The organism is Tabrizicola fusiformis, from assembly GCF_013328815.1.
Classification (GTDB): Bacteria; Pseudomonadota; Alphaproteobacteria; order Rhodobacterales; family Rhodobacteraceae; genus Fuscibacter.
Window position 1 is genome coordinate 515,140 of the sequence record NZ_JABUHN010000001.1, and the last position, 13,366, is coordinate 528,505.

The following is a 13,366-nucleotide window of genomic DNA, read 5'->3' on the forward strand; positions in this document are numbered from 1 at the left end:
TCCCCAGCGCGAAACTGGCGTCAATCCAGCCTGTCTGCAAGCCAGTTGAGCATCAGAAACCGCGCAATGGCGCCTTTTCTGCCGGGCCGGATGTCCGGATGCCTTCCGGCGAACACTTCGACCAACTCTTCGCGGCTGACCCATCGGGCGGCCTCAAGCTCCACCGGGTCCAGCGTGATGGTATCGCTAACGGCCTCGGCATGGGCGCCCAGCATCAGCGAGGCGGGGAAGGGCCAGGGTTGGCTGGCGAGATAGCGCACGGCACCGACCTTTACCCCCGCTTCCTCGGCCACTTCGCGGCGGACGGCGGCCTCCATCGTCTCGCCGGGTTCCATGAAGCCCGCCAGAAGCGAGAACATCCCCTCCGGCCAACCCGGCGAGCGGCCCAGCAGCACCGAATTGCCCCGGGTGACCAGCATGATCACCACCGGATCGGTGCGGGGGAAATGGGTGGCGCCACAGGCCGGGCAGTCGCGCTGCCATCCAGCCTGCGCCGGGACCGAGGCGGCACCACAGGCGGCGCAAAAGCCGTGGGTGGAATGCCATTGCAGCAGGCCGCGGGCGGTCGCGGCCAGTTCGGCATCCGTCGCGCTCAGATCGGCCATGCGCCCGCGCAGGTCTTCAAAGGCGATGCTCTCGGGCAGGTCCGGGTGGCCTTGCCGTCCGCTGTCGAACAACCCACCCGTCACCACTGCAGGCTCGGCCGGGGACCAGTGGGACAGGTCTGCCGCGAAATGCCCACGATCCCCGACCAGACCAAGGAACAGCTCGGGCGCCCGGCCGTGCAGCAGCGGCGCATCGGACGGCAGCCACGCCAGCCCGCCCGTCGCCGCATCGACCAGCACGCGCCCCCGCCAGAGCGGCAGAACCAGCCCCCCGGCCAGCAATTCGGTCAAACGGGCAGGGTGGCCGCGCAAACTGGCGGCGCGGTCCAGACCGCCCCCGCCGAAGGTCACCGTTTCTGCCAGCTGCATCGCGCCTCACCCCTCTGTCCTGCGCGCCTTCATGGCATGACCGGACCGGCAAGGCCAAGGGTGAACAATTGGCGAGCGGCTGGGCAGAAATGCAACTATATGGCGAAAATTGATGAATTTGATCCAGCGCAATCCGGGCGATCTTCCCATGGTTGTAAACGTGTTCCAAGACAGGCTGAACGGCCTAGCCATGCCGTTCCAAAGGGAAAATCATGGACGCAACTGGCATTATCGGTCGCCCAGACCCGCAGGGAACGCCCCCTGACGCGCCCGTGCTTCGCCTCTTGGCCACCAGCGACCTGCATTGCCAGTTGCTGCCTTGGGATCATCATTCCGACCTGCCTGCCGAAGGGGTTGGCCTGTCGCGGCTGGCCGGGCTGATCGCTGCGGCGCGGGCAGAGGTGGCGGTGTCGGTCCTGCTCGACAATGGCGATTTTCTGACCGGCGGCCCGCTGTCCGAAGATCTGGCGCAGCGCGGGTCGGTCGCGCCGGGGGCGCCCCATCCGATGATCGCCGCGATGAACAGCCTGCGCTATGATGCCGTTGGTCTGGGCAACCATGAATTCAGCCTTGGCCGTGCCTTTCTGCACGACAGTCTGGCAGATGCCGAGTTTCCGGTGCTGTCGGCCAATCTCTGCGATGCCGAGGGACGCCCGCTGCACCGGCCCGGTCTTATCGTGGAGCGCAGCCTGCCGGACGAGACGGGGCAGGTGCATCCGCTGCGGATCGGTGTCACCTCGGTTCTGCCGCCGCAGACCGCGCTTTGGGAGCGGCACCATCTGGGCGAAGCCGTGACGGTTTCTGAAATGCGGGCCACGGTGCGGGACGAGGCCGCCCGGCTGCGGGCGGCGGGGGCCGATGTGGTGGTGGCGCTGGCGCATTCCGGGCTGGAGCCGGCCGGAACCGCGCCGGACGGGGTGGGCGAACATGCGGCCCGAGCGATCCTTGGCCTTCCCGGGGTGGATGCCGTTATCGCCGGGCACAGCCACGAGGTTTTTCCGCCTGAAGGCGCGGCAAGCCCGGTACCGCTGGTGCTTCCGGGGGCGCATGGGTCGCATCTTGGGGTGATTGACCTGACGCTGGCGCGGCAGGGCGGATGCTGGCAGGTGGTGGGCCGCCGGGCCGGGCTGCGCGCCGTGGCGCGGCGCGATGACAGCGGCAGGCTTGCGGCGGATGTGGCCGATGACCCGCAGATCGTGGCCGTCGCCGGGCCATCCTATCAGGGGTTGCGGGCGCGGGCGGCAGAGGTGATCGGCGAGACCTCGGTGCGGATCGACAGCCATTTCGCGCTGGTGCGGCCCTCGGCCATGCTGAATCTGGCGGCGGCGGCGATGGTGGGCCATGTCGCATCGCGGCTGGGCCAGACGGATGCGCCCCTGCTGACACCCGTGCTGGCTGCGGTGGCGCCCGCGCGGGTGGGCGGACGCGGCGGGCCTGAAAATTACACCGATATTCCGCCCGGGCCGTTGCGTCTGCGGCATCTGAGCGATTTCTTCCCGCATCCCGACCGGATCGTCGCGCTGGACATGACCGCCCGCGGCCTGCGCGATTGGCTTGAGCGGGCGGCGAGCCTGTTTGTGCAACTGATCCCGGGCCAGCGCGATGCACCGCTGATCGACCGGGACGTTCCGGCCTTTACCTTCGATGTGGTGCCGGGTCTGGCCTATGAGATTGACCTTTCCGCCCCCGCCCGCTTCAACGCCTGCGGCGGCATTGCCAATCCGGGGGCATCACGGATCGGCGCGTTGGTTCTGAACGGACGGGTGCTGATGCCCGAAGAGCGGCTGGTTCTGGTGACCAGCAGCCACCGCGCCGGGGGCGGCGGCGGGTTTCCGGTGCCCCCGGGGGCGGTTCTGACCGAAGCCAGCGGCGCCGGTCTGCGCGATGTCATGCGCGCCCATCTTGCGGCTGCGGGACATGTTGCGCCCCATGCCGGGCCCGGCTGGTCCTTTCGCCCGCTGCCCGGAACCACGGCGCTGTTCGACAGCGCGGCAGGCGCCGTTGCGCCCGATGCCGCGATCGAGCCGTTGGGACCGGCGCCGGGGGGATTTCATCGCTTTCGCCTGCATCTTTGATCGGCTATTGCCGGGGCGACCCCAGTGCGGAGCCTGCCGATGTTCGACGCCCTTCTTTTCGACCTCGACGGAACGCTGGTCGATACCGAGAGCCTTGCCATGGCGGCAGGGATGGCGGCCTTTGCCGAACTGGGCCACCCGGTCAGCGAAGGTTTCATGCATGGGCTGGTCGGCAAAGACCTGCCCACCGCCGGGCGGCTGATTGCCGAGGCGCTGCCGACGCTGGACCAGGCGGCGCTGCATCCGCTGTGGCACGGGGCGTTTCTGGACAAGGTGGCGCAGGGGTTGCCGCTGAAGCCCGGGGCGGATGTGTTGCTGGCGGCGCGGCTGCGGCCCATGGCCATCGTCACCTCGTCACGCCGCCGCGAGGCGGATCACAAGCTGGGCGTGGCGGGCATCGCCGGCGCCTTTGCCCATATCGTGACCTATGACGATGTGACGGCGCCTAAACCCGCGCCCGAGCCCTATCTTCTGGCCGCCCGCCTTCTGGGGGTGGACCCGGCCCGCTGTCTGGTGTTCGAAGACAGCGAGACGGGGGCCGAAGCGGCCTTTCGCGCCGGATGCCGCGTGGTGCAGGTGCCCGATGTCGTGCCCAGCGAAGGGCGTTGGGCGCATCATCTGGCGGGCGACCTGATCGAAGGCGCCCGGCTGGCCGGGTTGCCGATCTAAAGCGCCACGACCTGCGCCGGGTCCAGCAGCCAGGGCGCGACGATGCCGCAGGTATCGGCCAGTGGCAGCAGGGTTTCGGGCACCTCCATGCCGATCACCTCGCGCATGAAGCGGCTGCGGGCGGCGATCCGCGCCGCCACTTCGGGGAAACCCTGCACCAGCGCGGCGCGCAGCCCGGCATCGGCGAGGACATAGCCGTCTTCCATCCGGGTTGAGCCATAGGTGGCATGACCGGGGATCACATCCATCTGCATCGCCATCCCCGAGGCGAGCGGCACCTCCGACCCCTCGGCAATCGGCGACGACATCCATTCGTCCAGCCCGATCAGATGCCCGGGGTTGAGCGTGATGCCAAACCGCGCGAAGGGCAGCGCGTCCTGCATCGCCTGCCAGACCGCCCCCCCGGAGACCCCCGGCTGCATCAGCGCGCACCAGTCCGACATCGCGGCGACATAGGGCAGCACGAAAGCTTCGAGATAGTCTTGCGCTGCAACCGGCAAATCGCCCGGCCCCAGCGCCAGCCATCCCGCACGGCATATGTTCGAGCCCCAGTGGCAGATGTTGAAGCTGATGGGCGAGCCAAGGCGCAGCACCTCGCCCGTCGGCCCCGACAGGCCCTGTTCGGCGCGACTGCCGGTGGCAAAGGTCGGATGGCAGCCCAGCGGCAGGCCGCCCACCCGCGCCGCCTCGAACGCCTCAAAGTCGCGCATTCCTTCGCGCAGGGAAAAGACCATCCGGCGCAGGGCCTTGGCCGCCATATGGTTGGAAAACTCCAGCCGGGCGATTTCGGCGGCATCTACCCGTGCGCGCAGCCCATAGGCCGGATGCATCAGCAGCGGCGTGGCATTGGCCACCCGCCCGGCGCGGGCGCGCAGCGGATCGGCCAGAAAGGCGGGCACATCCAGCGCAAGCGCCGGATCGGCGCCGGGGGGCAGCTCGCCTGCCTCAAACCATTTCCACCCGGCTACGCCCACGCTGGCGCCCGCCGGAACAATCTGATCCAGCCAGCTTGCCAGCCCGCGCCCGCCGCGCGGCTGCGACGGCAGGGACAGGCTGGAACAATGCCCCACCCCGATGGCTCCCGATTGCACCAGCGGCGAAATCCCGGTGTAGGGCAGGCATTCATTCCCGGCCAGCAGCAGCGCGTCATCGGGCGTCACCACCAGCACGGCCTCTTCAAAGCGCGGATCAAAGCCGGTCAGCCAGTGCAGGTTGGCGCTGTGTTCGCGGTCGCCATAGACCACCAGCACCTCATGCCCGGCCAAGGCCCCGACCCGGCGAAAGGCGGCCAGCCGCGCCTCCATCTCGGGCAGGGTCAGGTCGGGCGGCAGATCGGGTGTGCCGAAATCCGGCCAGTCGATACGGATCAGTTGCGCCATCGTCCCCTCCGCTTTTCGGGAAGGTTAGTCGATGATCGCCGGCCAAAGAACCGCATTCTTCCGGTTGAAGGCATCCAGATGGCCGACCCGATGTAGCCCATATTGGGCAGGGTGCAGTACCAACTGCCGCTTATACGCCTCGGGATAGCGCGCCATCAGCCGCCAGACGGCGGGCTGGGTGACCAGATCGTCATCTGCCACCGCAATCATCCGCATCCGGGCGCGTACGCGCGACGGGTCGGGCAACGGCAGGCGCGTGCCGAAATCGCGCGCATTCCAGTCGCGGCTCAGGCACCAGCGCCGCCAGTCAAGATAGACCTGCAACGGCAGGTCCAGCCCCATGCCCAGCGCCCGCCCCGGCAGATAGCCCAAAGCCCGCGCAATCACCGGCACCGGCCCGCGCCAGAAGATCTCGGCCCGCCAGCGATAGCGCAGCGGGTGGTCGCTGACATGGGCAAGGCCGGAGCCGACGGTGATCACCCGCTCCACCCCCGCCATGCCGGGATGATGCGCCATCCAAAGCCCGCCCAGTGAATGGCCGATCACCCAGCGCGGGCTGTCGGGCAGCCGCGTCGCCATCCAGTCCAGCGCCGCGGCCTGATCGCGCAGCCCCCAATCGGCCATGCTCGCCCGCGACTGCCGCGGATGGCTCTGCGCCGAAGCGGCAAATCCGCGGTAATCATAGGTCAGCACCGCCAGGTCGCGCTCCTCTGCCAGCCAGGTGGCAAAGGCACGGTAGAACCCCGCCGGAACCCCGCTCGCCCCATGCAGCACGACCGAGGCGCGGGCCCGTCCGCGCGGCAGAAACAGCCGCCCGCGCAGGGCGGCGCCCTCGGCGGCAATGGTGATGTCTTCGGGCGGCGGGAGGATGGGCTGCATCTGCATCGGCGTCTCCTGCGGATTGGACCGATTGGTCTAATAGCAGATATAGACCAATCGGTCTAGTGGCCCCGGCCCCTTTCGCCGCGCGCCCCGCCACGCTAGGCTGGCGCAATGCAGGAAGATGCCACCACCCGCGACAAGCTTGTGACCACCGCCGCGCGGCTCTTCCGGCAGCAGGGCTATCACGGCACCGGCCTTGCCGCGATTCTGGCCGGGGCGGGGGTGCCCAAAGGCTCGCTCTACCACCACTTTCCGCAAGGCAAGGCCGACCTTGCCCGCGCCGCCGTGGACCTGACTGCGGCCGAACTGGTGCGGATCACCGGCGAAGCCTTTGCCGGCGCGGAAAACTGGCAGGGGGGGGCGACGACCTTCTGCCACAAGATGGCGCGGCTTTTCGATATTCTCGACAGCGCCGATGCCTGCCCGATTTCCGGCCTGATGTTCGAGGGGCCTGAAGCGGGCGATTTCCGCGCCCATGCAGCGGCGGCCTTTGAGCGGATCATCGCGGCGGCCGCCGCCGAAGGGGTCCGGCTGGGCCTGCCCCGGGCCGCCGCCCGCGATGCCGCCGAAACCCTGCTGATGAGCTTTCAGGGCGGCTGGACCCTCGCCCGGCTGCGCCGCGACTCGGGCGTGTTGCGCGGATTGCCCGCCCGCCTGTTCCCATGACCGCCGGTTCTCCCGAATTGCGCTGAAACCCACCCTTGCACCCGCCCCGCCCCCCGACTATATCGACAGTCGAGAGGTTGGCGCGGGCAGGCACCTCGCCAACCCGGTCAGGTCCGGAAGGAAGCAGCCGTAACGAGCCCCGCTTGGGTCGTTGTCCAGCCTCTCACCCCATCACCCGACAGATGACCGCCAGGGAACCCGCTGCGAAATCAGACGGTTACCTTGGCCTGTTCGGCGCAAAGCCTACGAGAACAGCCCTTCGCGCAACGCGGAAGGTGCTTTATGCAGTTTGACTTGTTCAGGAAAGTGGCAGCCCGTAGGGAAGGGCACTTCTCTTGCAATATTAATGGACTTAGCTTGTCCAACCCTGCCAACTGGCACCATTGAAAACAATGGCGAAAATCGGCGTTTGTCCAACCGATTTGACGGTGCTGAATACGGAAGCGCCGATGCACCGATCCTTGGAAGGCGTGTTGATCAGAACGGCAACTGGAACCGTGCCCGCTGGGGATGGCTCAAAGCGATCACGGGTGACCCTGATCTGTCGCCCATGGCCCGGCTTCTCGCCCATGTTCTCGCAACGCAGTTTTCGCACCATGAGACGGCGCATTGCGCGCCCGGCACCGACACCTTGGCCGATGCCCTTGCTACGTCTGTCGATACCATCAAGCGCGCCCTACGCGATCTGGCGGCGGCGGGATGGCTGATCAAGACCGAAGGACGCGGGCGCGGGAATCGGTCTGAAATCTTCTTTCTGGGCGGCAACAACGTGGTGCCGATGATCTGCCCGAAGGGGCCGGAAGCGTCCGGCCATGACCGCCCGAAAGCGGCACAGGCACCAACCACGAAGCACAAAAAGGGGGGCAAGCCTGCACCCGTTTGTATCCGCGAAAGGGCAACGGAAAAGGGGGCAGTTATGCGCGGAAAAGGGGGCAAGGCTGCACCTTCCCATATAAAGGCTGATCCAAAGAAGATCCAAAGGGCTGGCCAGCTATCAGAAGCCGATCTTTCGAAGCGATCTTCTGGACGGATGGACTGGACTTCTTACGACCGGGCGACGGCACCCGAAAAATGGACTGGTGTCCTTTTCACGATCAAGCGCTGCGGTAACGCTGAAGCAGCTTGGAACGATTGGCTTACGAGTCATGGGTTTCCGACACTGGCCGAGATCGGGCCGACAAGCGGCGCGGATGGTTGGGCGGTGCCCTGCACCCTACCGCCGCGTCGTGACGGTGATCGGTTTGAAGTCAGCTTGGCCGAGAAATGGGCGCGCGTTTTTTCCCGCAAGATGGAGGGCCGGGCCAATGTTTGAGCAAGCGAAGGACAGATGGCTTCGAGCCGTGATGTATGACCGTGGCCTGTCCCCGGCTGCGCGCGTTCCGGGCGCGGTGCTGATCAGCGACTTCCTAGGCAATACCCGCGCCCCGGATATCGACGCACTCGCTAAGGCGTTGTGTGTGTCGCCGCGAACCACGAAGCGGGCACTGAACCAGTTGGAACAGGCGGGTTGGCTGACCATTGGCAATCTCGGTAAGCGCGGCAAGCCGGTGCACCTTGCCTTGATCGACCGCCCTTTGCCGACTTTGGGTCCTTCCCGGCCCTGACCTATACGGGGGGCAGAGGCGCGATGCTTGAAGCTACGCAATAATTTACAAGGGGTTAAAAGATGCGGATCATGTCGGAACTGCCGGGGCTGGGGGGCGACAAGCCCGTCCATCGCATTGGCGGTTCCGACCTTTGCGACCTGTTCGGCATCACGCCGGGGATGCTGACCACCCTTGGCAAGCGGGATATCGTCCTTCGTCTTGGTCATGACGCTTATGACCTTGAAGAAAGCACCCGCCGTTACATCGCCAGCCTGCGCGAGACGGCAAGCGGGCGCGGCGGCGAAGAACAGGTGTTGAACCTGACCAGCGAACGGGCGCGGCTGGCACGGGAACAGGCCGACGCGCAGGCCCTGAAGAACGCCGTCCTGCGCGGCGAATACGTCCCGGCAAGCGACGTGGAACGGGCGTGGTCCGATACCCTGCGCGCCCTTCGATCCCGGCTTCTGGCGGTGCCTTCCCGGCTGCGCCAGTCCATGCAGCATCTGACCACCAGCGACGTGACGATGATCGACCGCGAATTGCGCGACGCCTTGCAGGAACTTGGCAATGCCGACGCTTGACCAGATCACGAAGCAGGCGCTGCGCGCCCTGATCCCCCCGCCGCGCCTGCGCCTGTCGGAATGGATCGAACGGGAAATCGTGCTGCCCGACGGGGTGTCCGCTTTGCCCGGTCCGGTTCGCCTTTGGCCGTTTCAGCGCGAGATTGCCGACGCAATAGGCGACGCTGAAATCGAACGGGTGACTCTGGTGAAGCCCGTCCGGGTGGGGTTCACCACGCTCTTGACCAGCGCCCTTGCGTCCTTCGTCGCCAATGAACCCGCGCCTATCCTCTGCCTTCTGCCCGCTGAAGCCGATTGTCGCGACTACATGGTGTCAGATATCGAACCGATCTTCGGGGCTTCCCCGGCGCTTGCCGCTTCCCTGTCGGATGAACAGGACGAGTCCGGGCGCAACACGCTTCTGTCGCGCCGCTTCCCCGGCGGATCGTTGAAAGTGGTCGCGGCGAAGGCACCCCGCAACCTGCGCCGTCACAACGTCAGGGTTTTGTTCATGGATGAAGCCGACGGCATGGAATCGACCGCTGAAGGGTCGCCAATCCTCTTGGCCGAACGCCGCACCATGTCATTTCCCGACCGCAAGATCGTTCTGGGCAGCACCCCTGTTCACGATGAAACCAGCCATGTTTTGCGCGCCTATGCTCAATCCGACGCCCGAATCTATGAAGTGCCGTGTCCCGAATGTAGGACCATGAGTGAACTTCTGTGGCCCGATATTGTCTGGGATGCAGGCGCACCCGAAACGGCCCGCTGGCGGTGCCCGCATTGCGCCTCAGCGGTATCGGAACGACACAAGCCCGAAATGGTCGCGGCTGGCCGGTGGCGCGCCACACGGCCCGAAGTCCGGGGCCATGCGGGGTTCCGCATGAACGCCCTGATCAGCCTTCACACCAACGCCGCTTGGGGCAAGCTGGCCGTGGAATTCGTCCAGGCGAAAGACGATCCGACCACGCTGCAAACCTTCGTCAACACGATCCTTGGCCAAGGCTGGCGCAGCGCCGGGGATGAGCTGGCTGAAGATGAGCTGATGGCCCGCGCCGAACCTTTCGGACTTGCCGCTGTCCCCGCCGAAGTGCTGGCCTTGACGGTTGGCGTGGACGTTCAACACGACCGTCTTGAAGTCACCTATCTTGGCTGGACCGAAGGCGGTGTGGCGCTTGTGCTTGGGCATCGGGTGATCTGGGGGCAGTATGACGCCGAAGAAACTTGGGTCGAACTGGACGGGCTGATCGGTGCCCGCTTACCCCATGCGCTTGGCGGCAAGATCGGGGTGGACGCCTGCGCGATTGACGCAGGCGACGGGGTTTCCATGCACCACGTCACCGCCTTTGCCACGCCCCGGACGCGGCGCAAGGTGCTGGCGATCAAGGGCGCGCCCGGCAATCGTCCAATGATCGAACGGGCAGGATCGACCACCAAGACGGGCGCGCGCTTGTGGATCATCGGCGTGGACACGGTGAAGCAGCAACTGTTCGGGCGGCTGGCGCAGGCGGGCAGCTTCCGGTTTTCGGCCGATCTGCCCCCGGTCTGGTTTGAACAACTTGCGTCCGAACGGTCTGTGGTGCGCTACACGCGAGGTCAGCCGGCGCGCAGCTTCGTTCGGATTCCGGGGCGGCGGGCAGAGGCGCTTGACTGTGTGGTCTATGCCTTCGCTGCGCGGGCGTTGCTCAATCTGGACTATGACCAGCGCCGGGCAGACCTTTCGACCGAAGCCGCGCCCGCGCCGAAGCGCGCGCCGGTGCTTGCGTCAAGCTGGATGCAGCGACGGTAGCAAGGCAACACGATGAAAAGGAAAGTTCCCTTAGTTCGGTGGAAATCCATGCCATTACCCCTAACCTACCGCAGCACACCTCAAAAAGCTCTTCATGCCGGGTTATTGGCAATGAAAGACTGTAACTTCCGAACCGTAAGTGCCGCTTCGGTTCTACTCTCCCAACCAGAAACGTTGCGGACTATGAATGACACATACTTTTGAATCTGTGCGTTCATCAAGGCTCTCTGACCGCCATCAAACTTTGATTTATAAATCTCCAGGAAAGCAATAAGTTCTTTGTGCCATGCAAACGCTTGCCCGCGCCCATGGGTTCTTTCATCGTCAGCTTGAAGAGTCAGCAAGCTTAGAACTTCACCAAGATTGGTAAATGCAGTTGAGGTATCAATTTCAAGTGTTGTCGCGCGCTCAAGAAGACAAACAATCAACTGATTCTGGGCGTGATACGGAACATAGTTTGGCCCACGGAGCTTTGCATAACTGATGCTTGTCCTAAAGTGCTTAACGGCAGAGTCAAAATTGCTAAGTGATCTTTCACTCATGCCGAATGCATTCCAAAACAAATCGTCACTGTTAAGATTTGAATTCGACGATAGATTTGAGTAAAGTTTCGATATTCTCTTAAGTCTAGAGTGATCCTTGCCAGCGATGACTTTAAGGTAATTGAACCGCAGAAGGTCAACTAGGACAAGCTTGACTTCCGGAAACAAAGGGCGGCTGTTGGCGAGATTATTGGCAGCCTGTTCTATTGTACTAATAATATCCTCCGGAACACAAATTTTCTCCATTGCATATTTGGCGAAAATGGAACCCTTGAAGTATCCGCCCGTCCCACCAGAAGGTGAGAAGAATAGCCTAAATATATTTGCCACTTCGTCAGTAGAGTTTAAATTGGCGAGATCAAACTTCATAGCTTGATCAATAATAAACTCGTCAATATGGTTGTTTGTGAACTCAAGATACATAGAGAGAAGTACCGCACTGTAGGCGTCTGAAGAAACTCCCTTCAGAATTTCAAGTTCCTTCTTGATCCGGCCAATCATCTCGCTGGAACTCATCAATCCCACTAGGATGTCTGCAAAGTTGGCTTGGAACCCATTTTCAGTGACGGAAAGAAGCGCCTTCGCCTTCTTTTCACTGGGGAAGTCGGACATGTTTCCCCACATGCCAGCTTGGTTGATCAACGGGACAAGTGCTTCAGCGTCAACTTCGGAAAGGTGGCCTATTCTAATATCAACCACTTCATGGTTCAAAAACTGCGATGATAACTCTTCCTTTCGAATTTCGTGTACGCTCAGTCGTGAAGTGAAAATGAAAATGGCATCCTTGGGCGAGAGCTTAGAAAGCTCTTTGTGATGACGTGAGTATTTGTAGTAGTCATCAAGAATGAAAATTGGAGTACTGAAGTTCGTGATTATTGAGCGCACCTCTTCCATGAACTCGTCTTGGTTTCTTATGGCCAGAAATACTTCGTAAGTCTTCCCTAATTCGGCGGTCAAGATTTTGGTAAGGACGGTCTTCCCATGGCCGAGCGGGGAGTATAGCGAAATTAGGTTCTTCCCGTTTTTCAGTTCAGATTTTACCTTTTCTACGTCTGACGGACAGATAATATAATTCGATTGGCCTGAAACAATATCTGCCTGAAGTACATCGTCCTGAACGCGCCCGAATAGGAACAAATCGCTTAGGTCTTCATAATTGATTACCCTGTGTGTAACACTAAAATCCTTCGATGGGCGAAAGCAGATGTATCTCCGTTGGGTAACGTCAGTACCAACAGGTAGATCAATAATGGTTCTTGCAAGACCATCCTTTTCAATGTTGACCGGAGTGCCGAAACGCTCTTGCATATAAATCAATTCTTCGTCTTCAATTCTATGGTTTATAAAGAAGATCTTGCTCTTTGAGTTTCCACCTTGAAGAGTTAGTTTTGCGATTTCTGGATCGTATAGTGAATATCCTAAAAACACCACAATGTCAGCTGTAGAAATGTCGTTCTTAAGTTCTGTGGCCCAAGGACCTTCGTAAACCGAATTTGCGACATTGGAACCATAGTCCAAGATGCATTCTTCACGAATAGTGTCGATGCGAAAATGGTTCACAAATCCGTGTAAGTGAATGATTGGAATGCGATCTTCTAGGATATCTGTGGGTTTATCTTTAGCGGTAAGAGTTTGGCACTTCTTTGCAATTTTTGCACACGCAAGTTCCACACTGTCATCATAATTGGTCGAGTATACGCGCTGCCAAGGGAATGACATGATGCTCACCATGTCATCAGACACCGATTTCACTTTGAAGCATTCCGTGATGATCTTAAAGTAGTCACGAATAGATTGGTCCGCCACTTTGGAAGCTGCTATTTGAATCTTTGAGAAATTCCTTCCCAAGTGTTCATTAAACTTTCTCAGCAGGGGATTGGCCGCTGGAAGTTCCTCTAGATTGAACCCCAAAGAGTCTAGGGACGCCCCCGCGCCACAAAACAATATTGCTTTTCCGTTGCCGGCTTTCTCAAGCGCATCTTTGAAGTTTTCAGACACTATGTTTAGCCTCGTTGACAAGGGGTGAGAACCTTTAGCAGACCGCGCTCGTTCGTTTGGGAATATTGGTCGTGTTGCATGATCGGCCAGAATGATCGATCTTTACCATAGTGGTCGAGTTCGGTTGAGACGTAAAGTGGCGCGTTGAGAATGGGTGTTAGGGTCAGGACCCATAAATTCACTTGAGTGTCGGCTCGCGGCATGATTCAAGCTCCCGACTTGTGGGGAGGGATCATGAGCGAGCGT

Annotated in this window: 11 protein-coding genes and 1 other RNA gene; 8 read left to right on the plus strand and 4 right to left on the minus strand. The window is 62.0% G+C overall.

Going from position 1 to position 13,366, the window contains the following annotated elements:
- Positions 1-20: 20 nt before the first annotated feature.
- Entirely contained in the window at positions 21-974 is a 954-nt protein-coding gene (gene nudC, locus HS053_RS02465) for an NAD(+) diphosphatase (protein WP_174209591.1), read from the minus strand.
- Between the two features lie 272 nt (positions 975-1,246).
- Between nudC and HS053_RS02470 the strand changes: the two genes are divergently transcribed.
- Together HS053_RS02470 and HS053_RS02475 are read left to right on the plus strand one after the other, a co-directional pair.
- The gene (locus HS053_RS02470; protein ID WP_174209592.1) at positions 1,247-3,049 is read left to right on the plus strand and encodes a 5'-nucleotidase C-terminal domain-containing protein; all 1,803 of its coding nucleotides are present in this window, start codon (positions 1,247-1,249) and stop codon (positions 3,047-3,049) included.
- Between the two features lie 39 nt (positions 3,050-3,088).
- Complete coding sequence (locus tag HS053_RS02475; protein WP_174209593.1) at positions 3,089-3,718, plus strand: HAD family hydrolase; 630 nt, start codon at positions 3,089-3,091, stop codon at positions 3,716-3,718.
- Here the strand turns inward: HS053_RS02475 and HS053_RS02480 are convergent.
- Both HS053_RS02480 and HS053_RS02485 read right to left on the minus strand, forming a co-directional pair.
- On the minus strand, positions 3,715-5,097 hold the full coding sequence (locus HS053_RS02480) for a M24 family metallopeptidase (RefSeq protein WP_174209594.1): 1,383 nt from the start codon (positions 5,095-5,097) through the stop codon (positions 3,715-3,717). The two genes, HS053_RS02475 and HS053_RS02480, sit on opposite strands and share 4 nt — an antisense overlap.
- Positions 5,098-5,121: 24 nt before the next feature.
- Positions 5,122-5,982 carry an alpha/beta hydrolase family protein gene (locus HS053_RS02485; RefSeq protein WP_174209595.1) on the minus strand — a complete coding sequence of 287 codons (861 nt, stop codon included), beginning with the start codon at positions 5,980-5,982 and terminating at the stop codon, positions 5,122-5,124.
- A gap of 108 nt (positions 5,983-6,090) precedes the next feature.
- Here HS053_RS02485 and HS053_RS02490 point away from each other — a divergent pair, with 108 nt between their 5' ends.
- The 6 genes from HS053_RS02490 to HS053_RS02515 all read left to right on the plus strand — a co-directional run bounded on the left by HS053_RS02490 (position 6,091) and on the right by HS053_RS02515 (position 10,580).
- Entirely contained in the window at positions 6,091-6,645 is a 555-nt protein-coding gene (locus tag HS053_RS02490) for a TetR/AcrR family transcriptional regulator (protein WP_174209596.1), read from the plus strand.
- A gap of 71 nt (positions 6,646-6,716) precedes the next feature.
- Positions 6,717-6,813: signal recognition particle sRNA small type (gene ffs, locus HS053_RS02495), an RNA gene on the plus strand.
- A 178-nt stretch (positions 6,814-6,991) separates the two neighbouring features.
- Positions 6,992-7,957 carry a helix-turn-helix domain-containing protein gene (locus tag HS053_RS02500; protein WP_174209597.1) on the plus strand — a complete coding sequence of 322 codons (966 nt, stop codon included), beginning with the start codon at positions 6,992-6,994 and terminating at the stop codon, positions 7,955-7,957.
- A 31-nt stretch (positions 7,958-7,988) separates the two neighbouring features.
- Complete coding sequence (locus HS053_RS02505; RefSeq protein WP_174209598.1) at positions 7,989-8,249, plus strand: helix-turn-helix domain-containing protein; 261 nt, start codon at positions 7,989-7,991, stop codon at positions 8,247-8,249.
- 62 nt (positions 8,250-8,311) lie between these two features.
- Positions 8,312-8,812, plus strand: coding sequence for a DNA packaging protein (locus HS053_RS02510; protein WP_174209599.1), 501 nt, complete (start codon positions 8,312-8,314; stop codon positions 8,810-8,812).
- On the plus strand, positions 8,799-10,580 hold the full coding sequence (locus HS053_RS02515; RefSeq protein WP_174209600.1) for a phage terminase large subunit family protein: 1,782 nt from the start codon (positions 8,799-8,801) through the stop codon (positions 10,578-10,580). The genes HS053_RS02510 and HS053_RS02515 overlap by 14 nt, the downstream gene beginning before the upstream one ends.
- Positions 10,581-10,672: 92 nt before the next feature.
- Here the strand turns inward: HS053_RS02515 and HS053_RS02520 are convergent, their stop codons facing one another.
- Entirely contained in the window at positions 10,673-13,120 is a 2,448-nt protein-coding gene (locus tag HS053_RS02520; RefSeq protein WP_174209601.1) for an SIR2 family protein, read from the minus strand.
- Positions 13,121-13,366 lie beyond the last annotated feature (246 nt).

Coding starts and splice junctions, on each gene's coding strand:
- nudC (WP_174209591.1), bottom strand. CDS start 974: ATGCAGCTGGCAGAAACGGTGACCTTCGGCGGGGGCGGTCTGGACCGC.
- HS053_RS02475 (WP_174209593.1), top strand. CDS start 3,089: ATGTTCGACGCCCTTCTTTTCGACCTCGACGGAACGCTGGTCGATACC.
- HS053_RS02480 (WP_174209594.1), bottom strand. CDS start 5,097: ATGGCGCAACTGATCCGTATCGACTGGCCGGATTTCGGCACACCCGAT.
- HS053_RS02485 (WP_174209595.1), bottom strand. CDS start 5,982: ATGCAGATGCAGCCCATCCTCCCGCCGCCCGAAGACATCACCATTGCC.
- HS053_RS02490 (WP_174209596.1), top strand. CDS start 6,091: ATGCAGGAAGATGCCACCACCCGCGACAAGCTTGTGACCACCGCCGCG.
- HS053_RS02500 (WP_174209597.1), top strand. CDS start 6,992: ATGGACTTAGCTTGTCCAACCCTGCCAACTGGCACCATTGAAAACAAT.
- HS053_RS02505 (WP_174209598.1), top strand. CDS start 7,989: ATGTATGACCGTGGCCTGTCCCCGGCTGCGCGCGTTCCGGGCGCGGTG.
- HS053_RS02510 (WP_174209599.1), top strand. CDS start 8,312: ATGCGGATCATGTCGGAACTGCCGGGGCTGGGGGGCGACAAGCCCGTC.
- HS053_RS02515 (WP_174209600.1), top strand. CDS start 8,799: ATGCCGACGCTTGACCAGATCACGAAGCAGGCGCTGCGCGCCCTGATC.